The following is a 22,513-nucleotide window of genomic DNA, read 5'->3' on the forward strand; positions in this document are numbered from 1 at the left end:
CTTGCGACAGAATAGTTTCTATCGGGTTAGGCGTTTCATTTAGCGCCTTATCCGCTGTCTTTTAAATAGGTTCAAATGCTTTTTTATATTGTTTTTTAGCGTTGATTGCTTTGCGCATCAGCGCTATTTCTTTCTTATCAAGGCTTACAATTTGGCCCTTTAAAGAAAGTACTACAACAGTCAGGATCAAAGAACAAATGAACTTTTTCATGTGGATGTTACAGATTTAACGAACGTTTGATCCCAAGTTCCAATCCGCGCAGTTCTGCTAAGCCACGCAGGCGGCCAATGGCAGAGTAGCCGGGGTTGGTTTTCTTATCCAGGTCATCCAGCATCTTATGCCCATGATCGGGGCGGAAAGGCATATCAATATCTTTGCGACCTTTAGCTATCCTCTTTTGCTGCTCTTCTAACAACGCCTTCATTACCGCATACATATCTACATCACCGTTGAGGTGGTCGGCTTCGTAAAAGTTGCCATCTGCATCGCGTTTGGTGCTGCGCAGATGGATAAAATGGATACGGTCGCCAAGACGCTGCACCATGCCGGGCAGGTTGTTACTTTCAATAACACCGAAAGAACCTGTACAAAAAGTAAGGCCATTATTGCGGCTATCCACAGCATTATAAATGTCCAGTATATCTTGCTCATTACTCACCACGCGTGGTAAACCAAGGATAGGATAAGGTGGGTCATCGGGGTGGATGCACATCAGCACACCTGCTGTTTCTGCGGTGGGGATAACCTGTTGCAGGAAATGGACAAGGTTCGCCTTTAGTGTCGCGGAATCTATATCACTATAACTGGCCAGCATTTGCAGGAACTGTGCGGGTGTATAACCCTCTTCAGATCCGGGCAAACCGGCAATAATATTTTTTACCAAATGCTTTTGGGCAAGTTCGCTCAGGCTGTCATAATATTTTTTTGCTTTGGTTTTGATGGTTTCAGGATAATTTTTTTCAGCACCGGGGCGGTTCAAAATATACAGGTCGAACGCTGCAAAGGCGGCGGTATCAAACCTCAGCGCGGTAGAGCCATCCGGCATTGGGTAATCCAGGTCGGTGCGTGTCCAGTCCAGAATCGGCATAAAGTTATAACAAACGATGTTTAATCCACATTGGCCGATATTAAGCAGGCTTTGGCAATATTTAGCCATATACTGCTCATAATTACCGTTGCGTTTTTTAATATCCTCGTGCACAGGCACACTCTCGATCACCGACCATCTAAGGCCCGCATCTTCAATAATCTGCTTTCTTTTCAGGATCTCATCCACCGGCCAAACTTCTCCGTTGGGGATATGGTGCAGGGCGGTAACAATGCCTGTGGCGCCCGCCTGTTTGGCATCAGCTAAACTAACCGGGTCATTTGGGCCGTACCAGCGCCATGTTTGTTCTAAACTCATTTTGGTGGATTTTCGTTGGCCTAATTTACAAAGTATATTGTTCGCTGTCGTTACCTAAAAAATCCCGGCGGGCGGGACTAAAGCCGTCCACCAGCATGCCGTCTTCCAAACAAACACAGCCGTGCACGGTAAAGGGCGGCACATAATAACCGTCGCCCTTGCGCATGATCTTTACCGTTTCGCCAATTGTCATCTCAAAAGCGCCGCTTTCTACATAATTTAGCTGCGAGTTGGCGTGGGTATGCAGGGTGCCGCATGCACCCCTGGCGAATTTTGCTTTTACCAACATTAGCTTATCATCCTAACCCAAAACCTGCCGCTGCACGCCCTCGGCAACGGTTTGCCATTCGGTAGTTTCCTCAAACTGGAACAAAGTGCCTTGTATCATATCCTAATTCTTTAATCGGCCATATATATTGAGAACAGGCTTTTTTTCCGCCAACCGTTTCTGGCGAAGCAAGGCTTCCAAATAGTAATAATCTGCATAGATTATCGGCACATCTATCTCGCTGTTGGCTGGTTTGTGGCCGGTGCTGTGCAGTAGTAAAAAGCCGCGCGCGCTATCCGTTTGTGCCTGGTATTTGGTGGCCAAACTGTTTAAAATTTTATCGGCAGTGCTTTTATAAACTCTGGCGTTTTTGCTGAACGTACTTAACTCATACAATGCCGATGCAGCAATAGCCGCGGCAGATGCATCGCGGGGTTGGTTACTCAGTTTGGCGGCATCGAAATCCCAGTAAGGTACTAGGTCGGCAGGCATTTGAGGGTTGCTAAAAATGTATTTAGCGATTTTCTCTGCCTGTTGCAGGTAAACTTTGTTTTTGGTTTCGCGGTAGCACATGGTGTAGCCGTAAAGCCCCCAGGCCTGCCCGCGTGCCCATGCCGAACTATCTGCAAAGCCTTGCGCCGTTTGCTTGTTCAAAACCTTCCCTGTTGCAGGATCGTAATTAATAACGTGGTAAGAGCTGTTATCCGCACGGAAATGATTTTTCAACGTAGTGTTGGCATGTATTACAGCCACTTTATAAAAGCTGGAGTCGCCGCTTAGTTTGGTAGCCTCGAACAGTAATTCCAAATTCATCATATTATCTATGATCACCGGGAACTGCCATTGCTTTTGATGGTCCCATGATTTGATGCAGCCGATGGTTGGGTTAAAGCGGGTAATGAGTGATTTGGCCGCCTGTATAATATCATCCTTGTATTTCTTCTCGTTTGTTAAGCGGTAGGCATTACCCACGCTATTATATATCATAAAGCCTAGATCATGGGTGCCGATGTTGCTTTTTTCCTGTTCCATCACGGTAGTAAAAGGTTCGGATTGTTCCTTCCAAAATTTATCGCCCGTGTACTCATATAAAAACCAAAGATTACCCGCGAAGAAACCGCTACACCAATCTTTTGATGATAAAATGGTTAACTTGCCGTTCTCTACCGTGCGTGGCGATAGCAAGTTTAGCTTAGCGGCAGTTGTCTTAGTTTCCGCGGTTTGTTTTAGCAATAATTTGGTTTGATGCTCTGCAAATAACATAGCCTTAGCCGTATTGTTTTGTGCGGATGCGCTGATCGTTGCTGCGCTTAGGGCTATAATGGGGAACAGGCGTTTTATATTCATCTTAATTGATTACTTTAATTTTGATCACTAATTTTTTAACCACATCATACCCGTCCACTTTAATATTGGGGCGATGCACATCCTGGGGGAAGAACAGGTAGAAAGTGCCTGGTTCAGCAGTGTACGAGGTACCCTCAGCGGTATAGTTAGCCGCATCATCAGCCTCGTTGTAAGGATTGGTTACAATTGCTTTGCTAATATCTATAATGTCAATCCGCTCCTTACCTTTGATCACATATTGCAAGTCGATGTATTTCTTGTGCGATTCCCAGCCCGCCTTATCCAGTTCTTTTGAAGGCGCTTCGGTAACAATGGCATAGGCATTATCGCCGTCAATAGGGTGTTTGCCGGTGCTTAGGGTATCTAAATTGGTCTGTTTCAGAAATAGGAACACCTTATCCCAAACAGCTTTATTATTATAGTATTGTTTGTAAAACTCGGTTGCGTTTACCGATGGGGCTACTTCCAGCTTTAGCCCATCTTTCCATTTACTGCTTTTAAGCCAGTTTTTGGCTGTTTTTTGGCTTAGGCTGCCGTCGGTTTTGGTTTGTGCGATCGAGGTGTTTTCCATTGTGATAAAACTAATAGCAACTATCAGCAGCCGCAATAATGGTTTGTTTTTCATTTGGTGTACTAATTGGTTTTGTGCGGATAGTGGGCAGTTCCGGGGCGAAACGTGGGCTATCACACGTCAATATTACAAGGAAATCCGCTTAAAAAGATGACGTCGGGTTACTATTTCTACGCAAACGTTATCGTTACAAGGTCAGGAAAATTTCTTCGATAACGTTATCGTAGAAATAACGGGCCAATTACTTTTGATTGCTGCCGCATAATTGTACACTTGCCTGCAATTATAGTTAAACCTAACATTCTTTTGTTTTGAGAGTAATACACAGCGTTCATCCTGACGACTTTAAAAGTTATAGGACTGAGCAGATACGCGACCGCTTTTTAATAGATAACCTTGTACAGCCCAACCAGGTAAACTGCGTTTACACCCATTACGACCGCATTATTGCCGGCGTAGCGCACCCTGTAAACCAACCCCTAAAGCTGGGAACCTATGATAACCTGAAAGCCGGATATTTTTTAGAACGGCGCGAAATAGGCATCATCAACGTGGCGGGGAACGGTACGGTTACTGTTGATGGGCAGGTTTTCAATCTCCAAAAAATGGATTGTTTGTACATTGGCAAGGGTGCAAAAGAGGTAATTTTTGCGCCCGAAAATCACCAAAATCCGCCTGTTTTTTACCTTTTATCGGCACCTGCACACACAAATTATCCTACCGCATTAATGACGTTAGAACAGGCCGAAAAAGTTCATGCCGGGGCTGATGAAACCGCTAATAAACGTACCATCAACAAATACATCCACACCGCGGGCATCCAAAGTTGCCAGCTGGTAATGGGCTTAACAGTTTTGCACCAGGGCAGTGTATGGAACACCATGCCACCCCACGTGCACGACCGCCGGATGGAGGCCTACTTTTACTTTGACATCCCCGCGGGGCAAAGGGTTTTTCATTTAATGGGTGAAGAAACGCAAACAAGACATATCTTAGTAGATAACTATAGCGTACTGATATCGCCGCCATGGAGTATGCACTCCGGCGTGGGTATCAGCAACTATAGTTTTATATGGGGTATGGGCGGCGAAAACCTGGACTATACCGATATGGACGCGATAAAAATTGAAGACATCAGGTAACAGACCATGGAAAATAAGTTCTCTTTAAAAGGTAAGGTAATAGTAGTAACCGGCGGTACCGGCATACTGGGCAACTCGTTCATCAACGGTATTGTTGAGGCGGGCGGCGCGGTAGGCATTTTGGGCCGCAATAAAGAGGTTGCCGAAGAACGTGCCAATGCAATTAACAAAAACGGCGGACAAGCCATTGCCTTAGTCGCCGATGTTTTGAACCAGCAGGACCTGCAAGCCGCCAAACAAACTTTGCTTAATAAATTTGAGCGATTGGACGGCCTGGTGAACGGTGCTGGCGGCAACATGCCCGAAGGCGTTTTACAACCCGATGAGGATATCTTTAAAATGAATATTGATGGAATGAAACGCACGCTTGACCTAAACCTTTGGGGAACGCTTTTACCTACACAGGTTTTTGGCGAGGCCATTGCCAAAACGGGTAAGGGCAGTATCGTTAATATCTCGTCCATGAACTCTAAACGGGCTATAACAAAAGTGCTTGGATACAATATGGGCAAGGCCGCGGTTGATTGCTATAACCAATGGTTCGCGGTGGAGTTGGCAAACCGTTATGGTGATGCTATCCGCATGAATGCCTTAGCGCCGGGTTTCTTTTTAACCGAACAAAACCGAAACCTGTTGACCACACCTGATGGCGGCTTTACTGAAAGAGGTGAAAAGGTTATCAAACAAACACCGTTTAAACGTTTCGGCAACCCGGATGAATTGATAGGCGCGCTGGTTTGGCTGCTGAGCGATGCCTCGGCATTTGTAACCGGATCTATGATATGTGTTGATGGGGGGTTCTCGATATTTGGCGGCGTATAATGGATATAGCTACATCAAATACCGGCGCTGTTTTAACCTTTGGCGAACTACTGCTCAGGATCTGTCCCGATGCGGATGGCGATTGGCTAAAATCAAACCAGTTGCCCGTTCATGTCGGCGGTGCCGAATTAAATGTAGCCACAGCGCTTGCTTTATGGGGCATCGAAACAAAATACTTTACGGCTTTGCCGGATAACGGGCTTGTAAGTACGTTGATTAATTATATGGCTAACCTGGGTATTAATACCTCGGCCATTTTTAAAGGTGGCAACCGCCTTGGCCTGTTTTACCTGACCAAAGGTGCAGATATGAAACATGATGCCGTAATTTACGACCGTGCAGGCTCGGCCTTTGCGGAGTTAAGTCCCGGTATCATCGACTGTAATAAAGTGTTGCAGGGCGTAACCTGGTTTCACTTTAGCGCTATTTGCCCGGCGCTTAGCCAGCAAACCGCCGATCTTTGCGAGGAGGTTTTAAAAGCTGCATCGCAACGCAATATTACAATATCTATCGACCTGAATTACCGCGCCAGGCTTTGGCAATACGGCAAGCATCCGCAAGAAATTATGCCGAAGCTTGCTAAGTATTGTAACCTAATAATGGGCAATGTTTGGGCAGCCGAAAGCTTGTTAGGGATAGCGGTTGATGCGAATATCCACAGCATCGGCAAAAAAGAAAACTATTTGAAAGAAGCAGCGAATGTTTCCGAAAAGATTATGGCACAATATCCAAAATGCAGGGCAGTTGCCAATACCTTTAGGTTCGATCATCAGCAGGGGATAAAATATTACACCACCCTTTACCAGGACGGCGAGTTTCATAACAGCGCCGAATATGTTGCCGAGCAGGTAACCGACAAAGTAGGCAGCGGCGATTGCTTTATGGCCGGGCTAATTTATGGTTATTGCGAACAAATGCAGCCGCAAGATACGCTTGATTTTGCCACCGCCGCGGCTTTCGAAAAACTATCCATCCCTGGTGATGCTACAAAAAGCACCGTGGCGCAAATAACCAAAGCTATTAAACATGACAGATAAGGCGCACATACAGGATAGCATTATTAAGCAGGGCATGCTGCCGCTGTTTTATAACGACAGCGCGGAGGTAAGCATCGCTATCACCCAAAAACTATATGAGGCAGGCATCAGGGTTATTGAATATACCAACCGTGGTGATGCAGCTATCGCGAATTTTAAGGCGCTGAAGAAACTGGACCTGCAGGGTTTGCTGCTTGGTATCGGCACCATAAAATCTCCACAAGAGGCTGAAGCTTTTGTTGAGGCCGGGGCCGATTTCCTGATCTCGCCTTTGGTAAATTACAAAGTGGCCGCCGTAGCTAAACAGCATAACCTGCTTTGGATTCCTGGTTGTATGACACCGAGCGAAATGTACGAAGCGCAGGAACTTGGGGCTACGTTTGTAAAACTATTCCCCGCCAATGTGTTGGGGCCGGGCTTTGTATCGGCAGTAAAAGACCTGTTCCAGGGGCTATTAATGATGCCAACGGGTGGGGTAGAAATGAACCAGGAGAACATTAGTGGCTGGTTTAAGGCCGGTGTATCAGCTGTTGGGATGGGCAGCAAGCTGATCACGAAAGATGTTATCGACAATAAAGCATACGACCAATTATATACCGAAACCCTGCGGGCGCTGCAAATGGTAGCATCGGCAAGGTAAAATATAAACCAATTATGAGCGATACCAAAAGAACCAACTACCGATGGGTGGTAATTGCACTGCTTTTTTTTGCCACCACCATTAACTACCTCGACAGGCAGGTGATCGGCTTCCTGAAACCAACGCTCGAAAAAGAATTTAGCTGGACAGAGACCGATTACAGCCATATTGTTATGGCGTTTTCGGCCGCGTACGCCCTTGGTTTGCTCGCTTTTGGGGGTATTATCGATAAAATAGGCACTAAACTGGGCTATACTATATCACTGGTAGTGTGGAGTTTGGCGGCTATGCTGCATGCCATCGTAAAATCTACCCTGGGTTTTGGCGCGGTAAGGGCGGCTTTAGGTTTGGGCGAAGCGGGGAATTTCCCGGCGGCTATAAAAGTTGTGGCAGAATGGTTCCCCAAAAAAGAGCGTGCTTTGGCTACGGGCATCTTTAATTCGGGTGCTAACATTGGCGCGGTATTGGCGCCGGCTATGGTGCCATGGATCCTGGGCATTTATGGCTGGCAGATGGCTTTTGTTATAACGGGTGCAATAGGATTTGTATGGCTGTTTTTTTGGGTGATACTTTACGAGATCCCGTCAAGGCATAAAAAAATAAACGCGGCCGAGTTTGAGCATATCCATAGTGATATAGAAGAGCCGGTAACGGAGAATGTCCCCGAAGAAAAAATAAAATGGGGCAGGCTATTTGGCATCAGGCAAACCTGGGTATTTGTAGTAGGCAAGTTCCTAACCGACCCGATGTGGTATTTCTTCCTTTTCTGGTTGCCGTCTTATTTTTCAAGCACGTTCAACCTTGATCTTAAAAAGCCATCATTGCCGCTAATTTTGATCTATACCGCTACCACTATTGGCAGTATAGGCGGCGGCTATTTATCATCGTGGTTTATAAAAAGGGGCATGCCCATATTTAAGGCGCGCAAAACCGCCATGTTTATTTTCGCGCTTTGCGTGGTGCCGATATTCGCGGCGCGGTACGCAACCAACATCTGGCAGGCGGTAGGTTTAATTAGTCTGGCAGCCGCGGCTCACCAAGCCTGGAGCGCCAATATTTTTACAACCGCGTCAGATATGTTTCCGAAACGGGCCGTAAGTTCGGTAGTAGGTATTGGGGGGATGGCGGGTTCAATTGGGGGTATAGCCTTCCCGTTCTTCATCGGCTGGATCTTGGATTCGGCCAAAGCCGCGGGGAATATTACAGGCGGGTACAACATCTTGTTTATTATTTGCGCCTGCGCCTATTTGCTGGCGTGGCTTATTATGCATTTGTTATCGCCTAAACCCAGAATTGTAAAATTGTAGTGGCCTAAATTTAGATAAACAGGTAAAGATTTTCTATATTAGTACAATGTTAAGCTGGTGCAGTGATGTTTGCTTAACGTGCAACCTAATATGAATTTCAGTTCAATTACAATTAAGGATATTGCTGCGGCGCTAAATCTTTCGGTTTCTACGGTTTCAAAGGCTTTGCGGGATAGTTACGAGATAAGCGAGAATACCAAAAAAATTGTAACGGAGTATGCTAAGGAGCATAACTACCGCCCCAACCCAATGGCTCAAAGCTTAAAGCAGGGGCACAGCAAATCAATAGGTATTGTAGTTTCTACCATCGAGAACCAGTTTTTTTCGCAGGTGATCAATGGGATCGAGTCGGTTGCTTACGAGGCCGGTTTCAACGTCATAATCACCCAAACGCACGAGTCGTTTGATATTGAGGTGAAAAACGTTGGGCACCTTACGCACCATTCTATAGATGGTTTGCTGATCTCGTTATCAACTGAAACCAGTGATTTTGAACACCTGAAAACCCTGCACCGCCAGGGGTTGCCCATTGTGTTTTTTGACCGGATAACAGATGAGATCGATACCCATAAAATAATTACCGATAACTTTAAAGGCGGTTACGATGCCACCCGCCACCTGCTGGATTCGGGGTATAAAAGGATAGCGCATATTACCAGTCCGCCAAATATTTCCATCACCAAAGAACGCTTCGCGGGATACAAAAAAGCGTTGGAAGAAGCCGGTATTGCTGTAGATGAAAGCATCATCAAATACTGCCCGCATGGCGGCCGCGATATTGGAGAGATAGAAAATGCTTTAGCCGAACTGCTTGCAGTTGACAATAAACCCGATGCCATCTTCACCACATCTGACAGAATAACCACCACAACACTGTTTTTGATGAACAAACTGAAGATCAAAATTCCGCAGGAAATTGCCCTGATAGGCTACACCAATACCACCCTTGCCGATGTGCTTAACCCTTCACTTAGCTCGGTTTACCAGCCCGGCTTCGAGATGGGCCAAAAGGCTACCCAAAAGCTTTTAGAACTTATTTTGGCCAAACGCCCCGTGTACGAATTTGAAACTATTGTGTTGCCAACCCAACTGGTAACACGCGACTCTACCGCTCCTAAAAAAGCTTAATCCCTTGCTTAATAAAATCTCCACCTTAGTGTTTTTAATTGTTTTTGAGACAGCGCCAGCCTAAACCAGGTTTATAAGCGTCAAAAATTACGTAACTGCCACGTAGCGAAAACGATGTAGTAAATAAATATGCCTAAACAATACCAACGTTAAGCTAACAAAGGTATTTTTGGTTAGTGCAGTTATACATATACCAATTATAAACGCTGTATACACATTAAAATTTTTTTTTACGGAAATGAAACGCAAGCTGTTTGTTGTAACACTCTTCGTGTATTCAATTGTTACCATTAAGGTAATGGGGCAAACGGTTACGCTCGATCATCACTTTAACCGGGAAACGTGTACCAATAAAGCAGGGCAGCCCGAGCGATTTCATTATTTATGGGAAGATACTGCCAATACCGGCTTCTCTAAATGGGGCGAGATCTTTAAATTGCAGGGTGCAATTTTAAGCACTTTAGAGGTTGCGCCAACTGCTGTAAACCTTAAAGGAATAGTTGTTTACATCATTGTTGACCCGGATAGCAAAAAGGAAAATCCATTACCTAATTATATCACCAAAGCCGATGCCGAAAACATTGCCCAGTGGGTAAAAGCAGGCGGCAAGCTGGTGCTGATGGCCAACGACAGCGCCAATGTGGAGCTGCCGAATTTCAATATCCTGGCAGGAAAATTTGGCTTGCATTTTAATAACGACATGCAAAACCATGTTGTTGACGACGCTCATTTTGAGGACGGCGCAACTTTGATCCGCCACAATTTCGTCTTTAAAACGGCCAGGAAAGTTTTCATGAAAGACGTTTGCAGCATAGCATTAACCGGCAGCGCAAAATCGATCTTAAAATCAGCGAACGGCTCAACAATAGCCGCCATTGTACGGTACGGCAAGGGAACAATTTTTGCCGTTGGTGACCCTTGGCTGTATAACGAATATGTAAACGGACGCCTGCCTGCGGGCTTCGACAACGATAAGGCTGCTATAGAGCTTACCACATTCCTTTTATCTCACAAAAAATTAAACCAATAAACCAGTGTTAACTAAACCCCAGAAACCAATGACAATAAAAAACCCGAAAGCCAATGATATAGATCACCGCTGATGCCATACCCAGACAACCTCTAAAAAAATAAGGTAACATCTTATCGAAAGCAAAAATTTGCGGTGCAATACCCGCAGTTAAATCCTTTTGCCAATTTTTTTGAAAACTTAATTCTTAGCATATAAATATGAAGAGTAGACCCCTACAAAAAACACTAAAAAAGTGCGCCGTTTTCACCACCATAACGTTATTTGCGTTGGTTGGGAACACTTACGCGTACAGCCCCTACCAGAAGGAGCAGGCTGTTAAAGCAGTTATAAAATACAACCGGGAAGCAACCCAGGCTAAAATTACCGGTATCGTTACCGATGAAAAGAACCTGCCCTTACCCGGTGTAAGCGTACGCATAAAAGGTACCATCATTGGCATCACTACCGATGTGAACGGAAAATTTACAATTGAAGCAAATGAAGGTGCTATATTGGTATACACATTTATTGGATACCACCTTAAAGAAGTAACCGTTGGTGCCGCTACCGAATATAACGTGCAGCTACTGCCAAACTCGCGAGATTTAAACGAGGTGGTGGTTATTGGTTACGGCACACGTGCTGTAAAAGATATAACCGGCGCTATCACCAGCGTAAAGGCCGATAAATTTGAGAATGACAACCCAGCCAGCGTTACCGATGTATTGCGTGGCGCGGTGCCGGGCATTTCGGTAGGGCTAAACACCTCTGCCAAAGGTGGTGGCGCGGGCGATCTGCAAATAAGGGGTAAAGCCAGTCTGTCCGGTAACGTATCGCCATTGATCGTGTTGGATGGGGTGATCTTTTTCGGTGACCTTGCCGATATTAACCCAAATGATATTGACAGGGTAGATGTGCTGCGCGACCCAAGTGCTTTGGCCGTTTACGGCGCGCAGTCTGCCGGTGGCGTAGTTGCCATCACCACTAAAAAAGGTAAAACAGGTGCCCCGGTGGTTAGCCTAAACGCCAATACAGGTGTTGCCCAGTTGCTGCAAAACCAGAAATTTTACCAGGGAGAGGACTTCCTACACTGGCGTTCTGATGTGCAGCGTAGCGCTAACTCAACCAAACCATCCTATTTTTACAGCGACCCCAGAAACCTTCCGTCGGGCGTAACGCTCGACCAATATCTCTCAGGCGCTACCGGCGACCCGGTTAATGTTTATCTTCAGCGCCTTGGCCTGGTCCCTAGCGAGATAACCAACTACAAAGCAGGTAAGGTTACCGATTGGTCAAAACTGATCTTTAGGGATGGCATCCGCCAGGATTATACCGCGAGTTTATCCGGCAAAAGCGATAAGGTTAGCTACTACTTTTCGGGCAACTTCACCAAAAACCAAAACCTGATCCAGGGCGGCGATTACAACAATACCCGTTTCCGTGTGAACCTGGAGGGTAAGGCCGCCAGCTTTTTAACCGTGGGTGTTAATGCCCAATACGCGGTGCGCGATGAAAGCCACTCGAGCAACCCGTTCAACGTTGCCGGTTACGACCTTAACGAGGCCGATTGGGGTCAGATCATCCAATCATCTCCTTACGGGGACGTTTACAAACCTGATGGCAATTTAACCCGGATAGCTACGGACGATAGCGGCTTAACCCAGCGTAACCCATTCCTGGGTAGCCGTTACAATAACAATTTGTACACCCAAAACGTATTGTTCACCAACCTGTTCACCAAGGTCGATCTTCCTTTCGGATTTAAATACACGCTAAACTTCTCCCCGCAATTCGAGTCGTACAAAAACTTCTTCTTCAGGCCGGGCGCAAACCCCAACGAGATCCCGGTAAACGGGCTTACGGGTACCGCCTACCGCTCGATGGAGCAGCGCTACCGTTACAATCTGGATAACATCTTAACCTGGAACAAAACATTCGGCATCCATACCTTTGATGCTACATTCCTGTTGAATAAAGAGAAATACCAAACCTGGTACACCCGTGCCTACAACTCGCAGTTTAGCCCGAACGATGTTTTAGGCTACCACAACATTGGCGTTGGTACATTACCTATAGAAAGTAGCGACGACCGTGTGTATAATGCCGACGCGATAATGGGGCGGATCAATTACAACCTGTTAGGCAAGTATAACTTTACGTTTACTGCCCGCCGGGATGGTTTCTCGCCGTTCGGCTTAAAAAGGCCGCGTCAAAACTACCAGGATGCAGCTGTGGCCTGGACATTTAGCGAGGAGAAATTCTTTAAAACCGATTTCTTTAAATGGTTAAACTATGGTAAACTGCGTTTTGGGTATGGTACTAATGGTAACCGTTTAGCCAGCGGCACTGCAGATCCAAGCCTTGCCCTAGCTGCTATCAGCACCGCCAAATACCCAACGGTTGGCCCTGATGGGAGCCTGGTGAACAACAACAGCGTTTTTATCACCTCATTACAAAACAACGACCTTACCTGGGAGCGCACAACCGGCCCTAACTTAGGGTTAGATTTCGCCTTTTTGAACAATCGCATCAATGGATCGATAGATGTTTACAACCGTAAAACAACCGGGCTGATCGTAAAACGCGAGTTGCTGCAATTACAGGGCTTTGCCACCTCAAACCTGTACACCAACATTGGCGAGGTTAACAATAAAGGTATAGAGGTATTGATAGAGGGTAAGATCATCCAAAGCAGGAATTTTAACTGGAGCGCTACGGGTACCTTTTACCTTAACCGTAACAAGATCAATCACCTTTACGGCGAATACCAAACCAAAGACGCTGCCGGCAACACCATCACCAAAGAAAATGACGACCGTGGTAACGGCTGGTTTGTAGGCCATGATATTGATGCCGTTTGGGATTACAAGATCCAGGGTGTATGGCAAACCCCGGAGGTAGACGAAGCCAAAAAATACGGTGCCGTACCGGGCGATTTTAAGTTGCAGGACATGAACGGCGACTTTAAATTCACCAATGATGATAAGGTTTTCCTGGGTTCGACAGCACCGAAATTCAACTGGTCGTTACGTAACGATTTTAACTTCTTTAAGCATTTTGATTTTTCGTTCATGCTGGTATCAAGCATCGGTCAGTTAAAACAGTTTAACCAGGCTATCAACAACGCGGGCGGTGTAGGTTATGGCCGTCAGAGCTCGTATGCGCTGCCGTATTGGACGCCGGATAACCCCATTAATGACTACGCCCGCTTAAACTCAGGCTCATCAGGTACAGCCATCAACGTGTGGCGCAAAGCATCATTTGTGAGGCTGCAAACGGTATCGCTGGGTTACACATTCGCCCCGGCTTTGATCAAACGCGTAGGCATGAGCAGCGCAAAGATCTTTGTAAATGCTACTAACGCCGCTGTAATATCCGACTGGCCATTGTGGGACCCACAAAACAGCGGCCCAACCCCAAGATTTTTGGCCGCAGGTGTTAACGTCACTTTTTAAAGTATAAAGGAAAATCAGATTATGAAAAATATAAGTAAAAGTATAATAACCGTGTTTGCCGTTGCTGCCATGCTTGCAGCCGGTGGATGTACCAAGCGGAGCGATCTGTTCCCAGAGGCACCGTCGAAATTTACGCCGGGCAATACCCTAACTAACCCGGGTGCATTCCGCGCGGCATTGCTAAACTTAAACCTGAGTGTAAGGTTCGAATTTTTTGGTGATTCGGCACCCATGCTAACGGAATCGATATTTACCGATGCTGCTGTGGAGGGTACTACTGATAAAACCACCCCGGCGCAGGATCTGAACATCCGCATAACGCCAACTGCTAACCTAAACAGCGACGACTTTAACAAAATAGGCCGCTACTGGCAGGTTTGGTGGCAGGGTGTGCACGATGCAAATGTGATTATCAGCAGGATAAACGACGTTACCTGGCCATCTGACGATGACAAGAACAGGGTGCTTGCAGGTGCTTATTTCCACCGGGCTTACAGATATTACCGCCTGGTACACGAGTTTGGTGATGTGCCATTGATCTTGAAAGAAGAAACTATCGTGAGCACCGCGTTCCAAAGCACTCAACGCATCGTTATCCTTAAAAAGATGAAAACCGACTTGGAGTTTGCGGTTACTAAAATGGTAGATAACGGCAACAAAGGCGAGCCATCAAAAGGCGCGGCAGCCCACTTGCTAACCAAAATTAACCTGGCTTTAGGTTTGTTTGATGATGCCATCGCATCGGCAAACATCGCCATAAACGGCCCCTATGCATTGATGGATAACCGCTTTGGTATTGTTGCAAGCGATGTTAGCAAAAACGTTGTTTGGGACCTGCACCGCCCCGAGAATAAATCTATCGCCTCAAACACCGAAGCGCTTTACGTGGTGATGGATCGCGAGGCTTTAGAAGGTGCTACCACAAATGGATCGCAGGTGATGCGTAACTGTGTGCCCATGTGGCATAATGGTACCATCCTAACACCTGGCGCGTTAAACCCCGGCATATCTGATAAGGTTATTGTAGAGTTCCCGCTTACCTTATTATATGGCCGTGGTATTGGCCGGATGCGTGGTACGCCTTACGCTACCAAATACATCTGGACGGATAACACAGATCTGCGCCACGCCAAAGGCATGTGGGCAGATATGACCGACCTGGTTTATAACCAGCCGGGGCTAAAAACAAGTGACCCAACATGGTACGGCAAAAACCTGCAGCAATACACCGCTGCCAACGTAAATCAACGCTTTTTGAATGGTGCTAAAGATACCATCCGCGCGTGGTTTGGCTGGCCGCACTATAAGGTGTTTATCGGCTCGGGTAAAACAGCTGCAGACAAATGGTGGAGCCCGCCACGCGGCACCAATACCGATTGGTATATCTTCCGCCTGGCAGAGACCTACCTGTTACGAGCCGAGGCATACTGGTGGAAAGGCCAAACCTCATTGGCCATGGCTGATATTAACAAAGTAAGGGCCCGTGCAAAAGCAGAGTTATTGACAGACGACAGCAAGGTAAACATAGGTACCATATTAGATGAACGCCAACGCGAACTTTACTGGGAAGAGCCGCGTAAAACAGAGCTTACCCGTATCGCCTTCATATTTGCCCAAACCGGCAAAGCGGCATATAATGGTAAAACTTACCAGGTTGGTTCGTTTGCAACCAACAACTTTTTTTACGACAGGATAATGGAGAAGAACGATTTCTACAAAAACCCTAACGTTTTAACCAACTCGGGTAACCACTATACCATTTCGCCTTACCACGTGTTGTGGCCTGTACCCCAGTCAGAGATTGACCTGAACATTAACGGGCATATCAATCAAAACAAAGGGTATGCCGGTTCCGAAAATAATATTCCCCCTTTAGATAAAATAGTTGAATAAGTGAGTTAATGTATTAAGTTGAGTGAACCAGGCCCATGTGTGGGCCTGGTTTAATTTTTACCACCGCCTTTATAAGAAGGCGTCGGGCAATAAATATATCAATAACTATGTTGAAGATTGCCATGGCGAACTGGTGATGCGCGGCGGCCACGAATGTTTGGTAGATAGCAACCGTTTTAAAGGTGGCACAGGCGGCATCCGCGTAAACGGTACCGGGCATACCATCAGCAATAATCAATTTGAGAAACTGCCCATCGCCATCAGGCTAATGTATACTTGGCGAAGGGTAAAATAGATACCGGCTTCTACATTGCAGCCGGCGATTGCATTATTAAAAATAACCAAATTAAATATTGCGATACGGCATCCTCACAGGTGGTGCCAAAAACCCCGACTGGACCGGTAAGTTCGACACTAAGCGCTATCTATAGCCCACCGTGCAGGACATTGCACCTTACAATAACGAGTTGTTGAATAACAACATCACCAATACTAAAAACCCAATTGTGCAATAAGGAAGCCTAAGCTATCTCATCAGCTATAAATGGTATTGGCTGCGACCTGTCAAACGGGACATAAACGCGGATCCACGGGGACTCATCAATTAACTTCCACTTATGGGCGGTGCCGGTGGTATCCATGGCTATTAAAATTTCACCAGGTTTAAGGACGAACGTTTCGCCGGGCATAGTTTCAAATTCCAGCGTGCCCGAGAGGGTGATCACATACTGATCGGCAGGGGCGTTATGCCAGTCGTAAAACGAATGTGGTGGCGATTCCTGGAACCTGATGGCTGAGGCCTGGTTAAAAGCACCCTCGGCTAAAGTGCCGGTTTGGATATGCGAGTGGCCGTCGTCGCCGGTGTATAGTTTATAAGCTTTTATCATGTGTTATGCAGATGGCCGCTAAGCTAAATATTTGCGTTTAAATTGCCGGTTTTGATTTGTGTTATTAGATAGCTGTGATACTATTTGCCAAAAATATATGCTGTAATGTGTGTTAGGCATACATGAATATTTTTTTTTGAGGGATAATAGCTGCCTGGGGCGCTAAAAAATTAGGCGGTGGTTGCCTGTAAACTATTGTTATTTTATTGTGATATATGTGCTGCCGGGCAAGTGCACTAATGAGCCTGCGCGTGCGGCAGCTATGCCTGCTAAGGCTCATTTTCAAATAAACAGATAATACAAAAGGCAAATGATAATTCATTTGCCTTTTGTATTATCTGTTTTGGTGCTTACAAAGCAGCATCCAATGCCTGCTTAAAATCTTCCAGCAGATCTTCTCGGTCCTCGATACCAACTGATAGGCGGATCATCCCTTCGGGGATCCCCATTTCGGCACGTTTGTCGGCACCAAGCTCAAAAAATATGGTTTGCGCCACCGGGATAGCCAGAGTGCGGGTATCACCAAGGTTACTGCTTTTAATAACCACCTGCAGGCGGTTCAAAAACGCGAAAGTATCCACACCATCCTTCAATGCAAAACTCATTAACCCGCCATGGAAACGGAATAATTTTTTAGAAAGCTCGTGCTGCGGATGGCCTTTTAAGCCGGGATAGTAAACCTTGTCAACCAACGGGTGGCTTTCAAGATATTCGGCCAGTTCGCCTGCGTTTCCACACACGCGTTCAAGCCTTAAAGCTAAAGTTTCGGCACCTATCGATAAACTATGTGCCGCTTCAGGGGCAAGCGTGCCGCCACCATCGCGCAGGCCGCGTTTACGGATCTGGGTAATGCCCTGCATGTCGGGTTTTATCTGCTCGCGAATAATAGGGGCAATGCCTGGATAGTTAGCCCAGTCGTACAAGCCGGTATCGGTAACGCTGCCGCCAAGCGCGTTGCCATGGCCGCCAATATATTTGGTTAACGAGTTGATTACCAACGATGCCTTAACCGTAATTGGTTGAAAAATGTATGGCGATGTCATGGTATTATCCACTACGTAGATATAACCTTTTTCGGCACATAATTCGCCAATGTTGACCAGGTCGGCAATTTGGGTGGCGGGGTTGGCAATGGTTTCTACCATTATCATGCAAGTATTATCCTTGCAGGCCGCTTTTACTTCATCAACAGATGTGGCATCAACAAAAGATATATCTAAACCAATTTCGGTAAACGTTTGCAGCACACTGCGGGTATTGCCAAACAGGTAGCTGCTTGCCACAATATGGCTGCCTTGTTTTACCAGCGCGAAAACGGTAGCCATAATAGCCGCCATCCCGGTAGCAAAGCTTACCGATGCCAGGCCGCCTTCCATCATGGTTACCTTGCTCTCTAAAGCGGCGGTAGTAGGGTTGCCCTGCCTGGAGTAAGCGTAACCTTTAGCCTTATTTTGAAACACGTCCACAAGGCCCTGCACATCATCAAAACCCCAGGTAACCGTGGTATGTATGGGCTGGTGCAATGCGCCAAACTCTGGTTTGCGAAGGCGGTCGGCATGCAGCAGGGTGGTTGTGAATCCTTTTTGTTTTGTCATGATGGATCTAAAAAAGTAATATTTCGCAATTATAGCCATCTGCGTTATAAAAACCAAAGCTAAAGGTATATCGGGTCAAAAGTTTAGGTTCGAATTACAATATTGTGCAGTTAAGTATTTTATCAATTATTAAGATACCACACTATTGATTTTCCTGGCGGTTACTAATGTTTAAGCCTAAAATTCAAATATCACCCCGAGCGTAGGTAAAACATTGCCACCCTTATTATCTAAAAGTTTTGATTTAAAACGCGATGGATCGCCGGTGGCATCTTGTATATTGCCGTTTGCATCGCGGTCTGGCACCAGGTACGATTGTAGCTGGTATTGATTATAGCTTAAGTTTTGGATGTCGAGGTAAATGTTAAGCGTAAATTTTCGGAAAGGGTATTTCTTATCAACCCGTACATCCAACTGGTAAAAATCTTTAAGTCGTTGGGTATTTAACTGTTGCCAGTTTGGGATGCCTTGCGGAAAAATTGCATAATTACTTTTAAGGGTTGATGAAACAACATCATAAGGGGTATAAGGGCTACCACCAGTGTACCTTAATTTTGCACCAACCTCCCAGTTACGTTTAAACACCTTTCCGCCTGTGATACTTAATATGTAACGGTTATTCCATGACGATTGCACATATTCACCTGCCTTGTCCTGAAATTCGCTACGGAACAAGGTGAGCGATAAAATGCCATAAAAACCTTTGTTAAGGCGTTGCTGTGCAAAAAATTCAACCCCATAGCTACGGCCTTTTGTTGCACCAACAACTTGTTGGTTACCTATAACCCCAAAGTCGGCACCAAGGTTAGCCAGGGGGATACTATCTCCCAAAACACGCACAAGCGGGTAATCCTTATAAAATTTATAAAAACCTTCAATAGTGAAACGTGTGTTTTTTAGGGTATTATACTCTATGCCAAGTACCAGTTGTTTGTTAGAAATGTAGTCGACATTTTTATTGGCCTCTGCACCAACATCATCGCGGTAGCCTAAAACGGTATAAGCCGGCAGCTGGTAATAAATTCCGGTGTTGAAGTTAAGGCTAAGCTTATTGGTAAAATTATAAGAGGCCGAAAAACGCGGCGAAAGCGTCTTTGACAGGTCGTTCATTCTGGCTGAAAATGTATTGGCATCAGCACGGATTCCTAAAGAGAGATTTAGTTTATCTTCAAGGTAGGCACGGCTCAACTGCCCAAACAGGCTATATTTAAAAAAGCTGATACGGGATGTATATATGTTGCTCCCAAACGGGAGTAAATTATAAGTATTTGTTTGGTACTGTGCAGATTCGGCTCCGGCACCAAAGTTTATACGGTAATTATGTGTGCTGCTTACGTTCTCAAACCTAAACTTATTCTCAATTTCCTGAGATGTATAATCAAGCGTTTTAGTGCCTGCTTCGTTATTATCCTGGTATTTAATAGCCTTGTTGTCTAAAAAGTCGCGGCTTAAAACAAATAGGCTGTACCCGTTATTACGAAAGTTTTTGTAGGTGGCACCCACGGTATAGTTATTTTGTGAGTTAACCGGAATGTTTGCCAGCGTATATTGGTTTAGTTCGGTTTTTTTTGCATCAAAGTTAAGTTTAAAGCGGTCTATGGCGCCCAAACCTAAAATGGTTAACTCGTTTTTTTGATTGAACTTGGTTTTTAACTTAAATTGAAAATCCTGGTATGACGGCAGAAACGGTAACCCGATAAGCTTAAACAAGCCTTGTAAATACGAATACCGGTATGATGATATAAAGGTAGTTTTTTTACCAAGCGGGCCTGCCAGAGTGGCTGCAAAGTCGCTGGAGCCAAGTGTTAATGTAGCATTGGTACGGTCGGTAGGGCCATCTTTTTGTTTAAACTCAAAAACGGAACTTAGCGCATTGCCCCGGTTAGCGGGGAATGCACCCGAGTAAAAGTCAACCTCGTTTATAAAATCAACATTTATTAAGCCAACAGGCCCGCCCGATGAGCCTTGTGTGGCAAAGTGATTGATATTGGGGATCTCGACACCGTCGATATAAAACCGGTTCTCGTTTGGGGCGCCGCCGCGGATAATGATATCATTACGGAAGCTTACAGGCGACGATACCCCGGGTAGCGATTGGATAACCTTACTAATATCGCGGTTGCCACCTGGGTTACGCTTAATTTCTGTAGAGCCAATTGTGCGTAACGATACCGGGCTTTCCAATGTTTTATAAAATCTTGCTGCAGATATTTTTACCTCGCTCAGGGTTTGGGCGTCATCATCTAAAGAAACATCTGCTACGGCTATTTTGGCATTGGTTACTTGTATATCATACAATGTTTTTGAGCGGTAGCCAACCAACGATATTTGTAAGCTGTAATAGCCTGGTTTTAGATTGTTTAACTGGTACGCCCCTGTGGTATCTGTTACGGTACCTTTATCTGTAGCAATTACGGTAACACTTACTGCGATAAGGGGTGTGTTACTTAATGTAGCTGTTATTTTACCGCGAATGGTTCCCGTTTGGCCAAGCGCGATACAAGGCGTTATAAATAGCAAGAGTAATAGTATATTTCTCATTCGGATAAGCCAAAGATGAGATTTTTAGCGCTAAGTTTAACTACAGCTAATCAATAATATTTATAATGAACATAAGGGCTTAATGGTAATTTTACAGGCTTTTAAAAGATTTCTTAACTTCGCGGTACATTACTACACCTGCCCCATGAAAAAGTTACTGCTGCTTATACCTGTATTATTTGTGCTTGCCTGTAAGCAAAACCCGGCCGATACGGTTGAAGGTAAAAAACTAAATAAGCTTGCGCAGGATTATGTAACCCTTGGCCTTACCATAGGGCAGTACGACGGCGATTTTGTGGATGCCTACTACGGCCCCGATTCGCTTAAACCAAAAGAAATTACCGGTAAAACCTTCCCGAGGGATAGCATCCTGGCTAACATTAACAGCCTGATGAATGATATTAAGGTAATTGCCGACCGATCGACCGTGGATTCAAATAAAATTCGTGCTAACTGGATGTATAACCAACTGATAGCTTTTGGCAGGAGGGTTAGAATTTACGGCGGTGAATATCGTTCGTTCGATGAAGAATCGCGCGAGTTGTTTGGCGTTGCCGCACCATCATATGCCGAGGAGTTTTTTAAGGCGGATATAGATAAGCTGGACAGCATGCTGCCCGGCAATGGAAATGTGAACGACAGGTTTCAGAAACTGGCCAATAAATTCATCATCCCTAAAGATAAACTGGATGCGGTGGTAAAAGCTGCTATTGCCGAGGCTCGCAAACGCACTCTTGTCCATTATAAACTACCTGCCGGCGAAAACTTTACGCTGGAGTTTGTGACCAACAAACCATGGAATGGCTACAACTGGTACAAAGGCAAATATCAAAGTGTTGTACAAATAAATACCGACCTGAAGATATTTATAGACCGCGCCATCGATGTAGGCAGCCACGAGAGTTATCCCGGCCACCACGTGTACAACATGCTGCTGGAGAAAAACCTGTATCACGATAGGGGCTGGGTAGAGATCTCATTGTATCCGCTATTTAGTCCGCAATCGCTTATTGCCGAGGGGAGCGCCAATTATGGGATAGAAGTTGCCTTCCCGGGCGATGACAAGGTAAAATTTGCTAAAAGCACCCTGCTGCCACTTGCCGGTTTAGATACAGCAGGCATCGATATGTATTTTAAAGCGCTTGCCATTAAAGGCCGCCTAAACTATGCCCGTAACGAGGCTGCCCGTGGTTTAATAAACGAAACCATGAGCGAAAGCAAAGCGCGAAATTATTTAAGAAAGTACTGCCTGATGAATGATGAAACGGCCAATAAATCTATCAGCTTTATCAAAAAATACCGCAGCTACGTTATCAACTATAACTATGGGCAGGATTTGGTTAAGGATTACATAGAACGCAACGGCGGCACTATAAAAGACACAACCAAACGCTGGGAGTTGTTTGGGCACTTGCTAAGCAACCCGGTTAATACGGCGGATTTGGTTAAGAAATAAGCACCC

At 45.6% G+C, this 22,513-nt stretch carries 19 protein-coding genes; 11 read left to right on the forward strand and 8 right to left on the reverse strand.

The annotated features are described in order from the left end of the window. Nucleotides 1-61 precede the first annotated feature (61 nt). The 5 genes from NAF17_RS01365 to NAF17_RS01385 all read right to left on the reverse strand — a co-directional run bounded on the left by NAF17_RS01365 (nt 62) and on the right by NAF17_RS01385 (nt 3,646). Nucleotides 62-211, reverse strand: a complete 150-nt coding sequence (locus NAF17_RS01365) for a hypothetical protein (protein WP_252756180.1) — start codon at nt 209-211, stop codon at nt 62-64. A 7-nt stretch (nt 212-218) separates the two neighbouring features. Then, nucleotides 219-1,406 carry a mannonate dehydratase gene (uxuA, locus tag NAF17_RS01370; protein ID WP_252756181.1) on the reverse strand — a complete coding sequence of 396 codons (1,188 nt, stop codon included), beginning with the start codon at nt 1,404-1,406 and terminating at the stop codon, nt 219-221. 25 nt (nt 1,407-1,431) lie between these two features. Then, nucleotides 1,432-1,695, reverse strand: coding sequence for a cupin domain-containing protein (locus tag NAF17_RS01375; RefSeq protein ID WP_252756182.1), 264 nt, complete (start codon nt 1,693-1,695; stop codon nt 1,432-1,434). Nucleotides 1,696-1,797: 102 nt separating this feature from the next. Beyond that, entirely contained in the window at nt 1,798-3,021 is a 1,224-nt protein-coding gene (locus tag NAF17_RS01380) for a glycoside hydrolase family 88 protein (protein WP_252756183.1), read from the reverse strand. Nucleotide 3,022: 1 nt separating this feature from the next. After that, nucleotides 3,023-3,646, reverse strand: coding sequence for a NanQ anomerase/TabA/YiaL family protein (locus tag NAF17_RS01385; protein ID WP_252756184.1), 624 nt, complete (start codon nt 3,644-3,646; stop codon nt 3,023-3,025). Between the two features lie 257 nt (nt 3,647-3,903). On the opposite strand from NAF17_RS01385, the gene kduI reads away from it, so the two are divergent. From kduI to NAF17_RS01435, 10 genes are all read left to right on the forward strand, one after another. Next, a complete protein-coding gene (gene kduI, locus NAF17_RS01390) occupies nt 3,904-4,734 on the forward strand; it encodes a 5-dehydro-4-deoxy-D-glucuronate isomerase (RefSeq protein WP_252756185.1) in 831 nt (276 codons plus the stop codon). A 6-nt stretch (nt 4,735-4,740) separates the two neighbouring features. Beyond that, the gene (locus NAF17_RS01395) at nt 4,741-5,556 is read left to right on the forward strand and encodes an SDR family oxidoreductase (protein WP_252756186.1); all 816 of its coding nucleotides are present in this window, start codon (nt 4,741-4,743) and stop codon (nt 5,554-5,556) included. Then, nucleotides 5,556-6,593 carry a sugar kinase gene (locus tag NAF17_RS01400; protein ID WP_252756187.1) on the forward strand — a complete coding sequence of 346 codons (1,038 nt, stop codon included), beginning with the start codon at nt 5,556-5,558 and terminating at the stop codon, nt 6,591-6,593. The genes NAF17_RS01395 and NAF17_RS01400 overlap by 1 nt, the downstream gene beginning before the upstream one ends. Then, on the forward strand, nt 6,583-7,233 hold the full coding sequence (locus tag NAF17_RS01405; RefSeq protein ID WP_252756188.1) for a bifunctional 4-hydroxy-2-oxoglutarate aldolase/2-dehydro-3-deoxy-phosphogluconate aldolase: 651 nt from the start codon (nt 6,583-6,585) through the stop codon (nt 7,231-7,233). Before NAF17_RS01400 ends, NAF17_RS01405 begins: the two co-directional genes overlap by 11 nt. Before the next feature lie 14 nt (nt 7,234-7,247). After that, nucleotides 7,248-8,540: an MFS transporter gene (locus NAF17_RS01410; protein ID WP_252756189.1), complete on the forward strand. Its 1,293-nt coding sequence runs from the start codon at nt 7,248-7,250 to the stop codon at nt 8,538-8,540. Nucleotides 8,541-8,630: 90 nt separating this feature from the next. Beyond that, the gene (locus NAF17_RS01415) at nt 8,631-9,668 is read left to right on the forward strand and encodes a LacI family DNA-binding transcriptional regulator (protein WP_252756190.1); all 1,038 of its coding nucleotides are present in this window, start codon (nt 8,631-8,633) and stop codon (nt 9,666-9,668) included. Between the two features lie 238 nt (nt 9,669-9,906). Beyond that, nucleotides 9,907-10,698 carry a DUF4350 domain-containing protein gene (locus NAF17_RS01420; protein ID WP_252756191.1) on the forward strand — a complete coding sequence of 264 codons (792 nt, stop codon included), beginning with the start codon at nt 9,907-9,909 and terminating at the stop codon, nt 10,696-10,698. A gap of 200 nt (nt 10,699-10,898) precedes the next feature. Further along, nucleotides 10,899-14,135 carry a SusC/RagA family TonB-linked outer membrane protein gene (locus NAF17_RS01425; protein ID WP_252756192.1) on the forward strand — a complete coding sequence of 1,079 codons (3,237 nt, stop codon included), beginning with the start codon at nt 10,899-10,901 and terminating at the stop codon, nt 14,133-14,135. Nucleotides 14,136-14,156: 21 nt separating this feature from the next. Next, entirely contained in the window at nt 14,157-16,028 is a 1,872-nt protein-coding gene (locus NAF17_RS01430; RefSeq protein ID WP_252756193.1) for a RagB/SusD family nutrient uptake outer membrane protein, read from the forward strand. A gap of 22 nt (nt 16,029-16,050) precedes the next feature. After that, nucleotides 16,051-16,323, forward strand: coding sequence for a chondroitinase-B domain-containing protein (locus NAF17_RS01435; RefSeq protein ID WP_252756194.1), 273 nt, complete (start codon nt 16,051-16,053; stop codon nt 16,321-16,323). Nucleotides 16,324-16,549: 226 nt separating this feature from the next. Here the strand turns inward: NAF17_RS01435 and NAF17_RS01440 are convergent, their stop codons facing one another. From NAF17_RS01440 to NAF17_RS01450, 3 genes are all read right to left on the reverse strand, one after another. Beyond that, a complete protein-coding gene (locus NAF17_RS01440) occupies nt 16,550-16,915 on the reverse strand; it encodes a cupin domain-containing protein (protein ID WP_252756195.1) in 366 nt (121 codons plus the stop codon). 350 nt (nt 16,916-17,265) lie between these two features. Further along, complete coding sequence (locus tag NAF17_RS01445; protein WP_252756196.1) at nt 17,266-18,510, reverse strand: cystathionine gamma-synthase family protein; 1,245 nt, start codon at nt 18,508-18,510, stop codon at nt 17,266-17,268. Nucleotides 18,511-18,687: 177 nt separating this feature from the next. After that, nucleotides 18,688-21,051, reverse strand: a complete 2,364-nt coding sequence (locus tag NAF17_RS01450) for a TonB-dependent receptor (protein ID WP_252756197.1) — start codon at nt 21,049-21,051, stop codon at nt 18,688-18,690. Between the two features lie 145 nt (nt 21,052-21,196). Between NAF17_RS01450 and NAF17_RS01455 the strand changes: the two genes are divergently transcribed. Next, on the forward strand, nt 21,197-22,507 hold the full coding sequence (locus NAF17_RS01455) for a hypothetical protein (protein WP_252756198.1): 1,311 nt from the start codon (nt 21,197-21,199) through the stop codon (nt 22,505-22,507). Nucleotides 22,508-22,513 lie beyond the last annotated feature (6 nt).

It is taken from the genome of Mucilaginibacter aurantiaciroseus, assembly GCF_024055595.1.
GTDB classification, from domain to species: domain Bacteria; phylum Bacteroidota; class Bacteroidia; order Sphingobacteriales; family Sphingobacteriaceae; genus Mucilaginibacter; species Mucilaginibacter aurantiaciroseus.

What these genes read in the sequence shown, in the direction of transcription:
- NAF17_RS01365 (WP_252756180.1), bottom strand. Translation starts at nt 211, where the DNA reads ATGAAAAAGTTCATTTGTTCTTTGATCCTGACTGTTGTAGTACTTTCT.
- uxuA (WP_252756181.1), bottom strand. Translation starts at nt 1,406, where the DNA reads ATGAGTTTAGAACAAACATGGCGCTGGTACGGCCCAAATGACCCGGTT.
- NAF17_RS01375 (WP_252756182.1), bottom strand. Translation starts at nt 1,695, where the DNA reads ATGTTGGTAAAAGCAAAATTCGCCAGGGGTGCATGCGGCACCCTGCAT.
- NAF17_RS01380 (WP_252756183.1), bottom strand. Translation starts at nt 3,021, where the DNA reads ATGAATATAAAACGCCTGTTCCCCATTATAGCCCTAAGCGCAGCAACG.
- NAF17_RS01385 (WP_252756184.1), bottom strand. Translation starts at nt 3,646, where the DNA reads ATGAAAAACAAACCATTATTGCGGCTGCTGATAGTTGCTATTAGTTTT.
- NAF17_RS01395 (WP_252756186.1), top strand. Translation starts at nt 4,741, where the DNA reads ATGGAAAATAAGTTCTCTTTAAAAGGTAAGGTAATAGTAGTAACCGGC.
- NAF17_RS01400 (WP_252756187.1), top strand. Translation starts at nt 5,556, where the DNA reads ATGGATATAGCTACATCAAATACCGGCGCTGTTTTAACCTTTGGCGAA.
- NAF17_RS01405 (WP_252756188.1), top strand. Translation starts at nt 6,583, where the DNA reads ATGACAGATAAGGCGCACATACAGGATAGCATTATTAAGCAGGGCATG.
- NAF17_RS01410 (WP_252756189.1), top strand. Translation starts at nt 7,248, where the DNA reads ATGAGCGATACCAAAAGAACCAACTACCGATGGGTGGTAATTGCACTG.
- NAF17_RS01415 (WP_252756190.1), top strand. Translation starts at nt 8,631, where the DNA reads ATGAATTTCAGTTCAATTACAATTAAGGATATTGCTGCGGCGCTAAAT.
- NAF17_RS01420 (WP_252756191.1), top strand. Translation starts at nt 9,907, where the DNA reads ATGAAACGCAAGCTGTTTGTTGTAACACTCTTCGTGTATTCAATTGTT.
- NAF17_RS01425 (WP_252756192.1), top strand. Translation starts at nt 10,899, where the DNA reads ATGAAGAGTAGACCCCTACAAAAAACACTAAAAAAGTGCGCCGTTTTC.
- NAF17_RS01430 (WP_252756193.1), top strand. Translation starts at nt 14,157, where the DNA reads ATGAAAAATATAAGTAAAAGTATAATAACCGTGTTTGCCGTTGCTGCC.
- NAF17_RS01440 (WP_252756195.1), bottom strand. Translation starts at nt 16,915, where the DNA reads ATGATAAAAGCTTATAAACTATACACCGGCGACGACGGCCACTCGCAT.
- NAF17_RS01445 (WP_252756196.1), bottom strand. Translation starts at nt 18,510, where the DNA reads ATGACAAAACAAAAAGGATTCACAACCACCCTGCTGCATGCCGACCGC.
- NAF17_RS01450 (WP_252756197.1), bottom strand. Translation starts at nt 21,051, where the DNA reads ATGAGAAATATACTATTACTCTTGCTATTTATAACGCCTTGTATCGCG.
- NAF17_RS01455 (WP_252756198.1), top strand. Translation starts at nt 21,197, where the DNA reads ATGAAAAAGTTACTGCTGCTTATACCTGTATTATTTGTGCTTGCCTGT.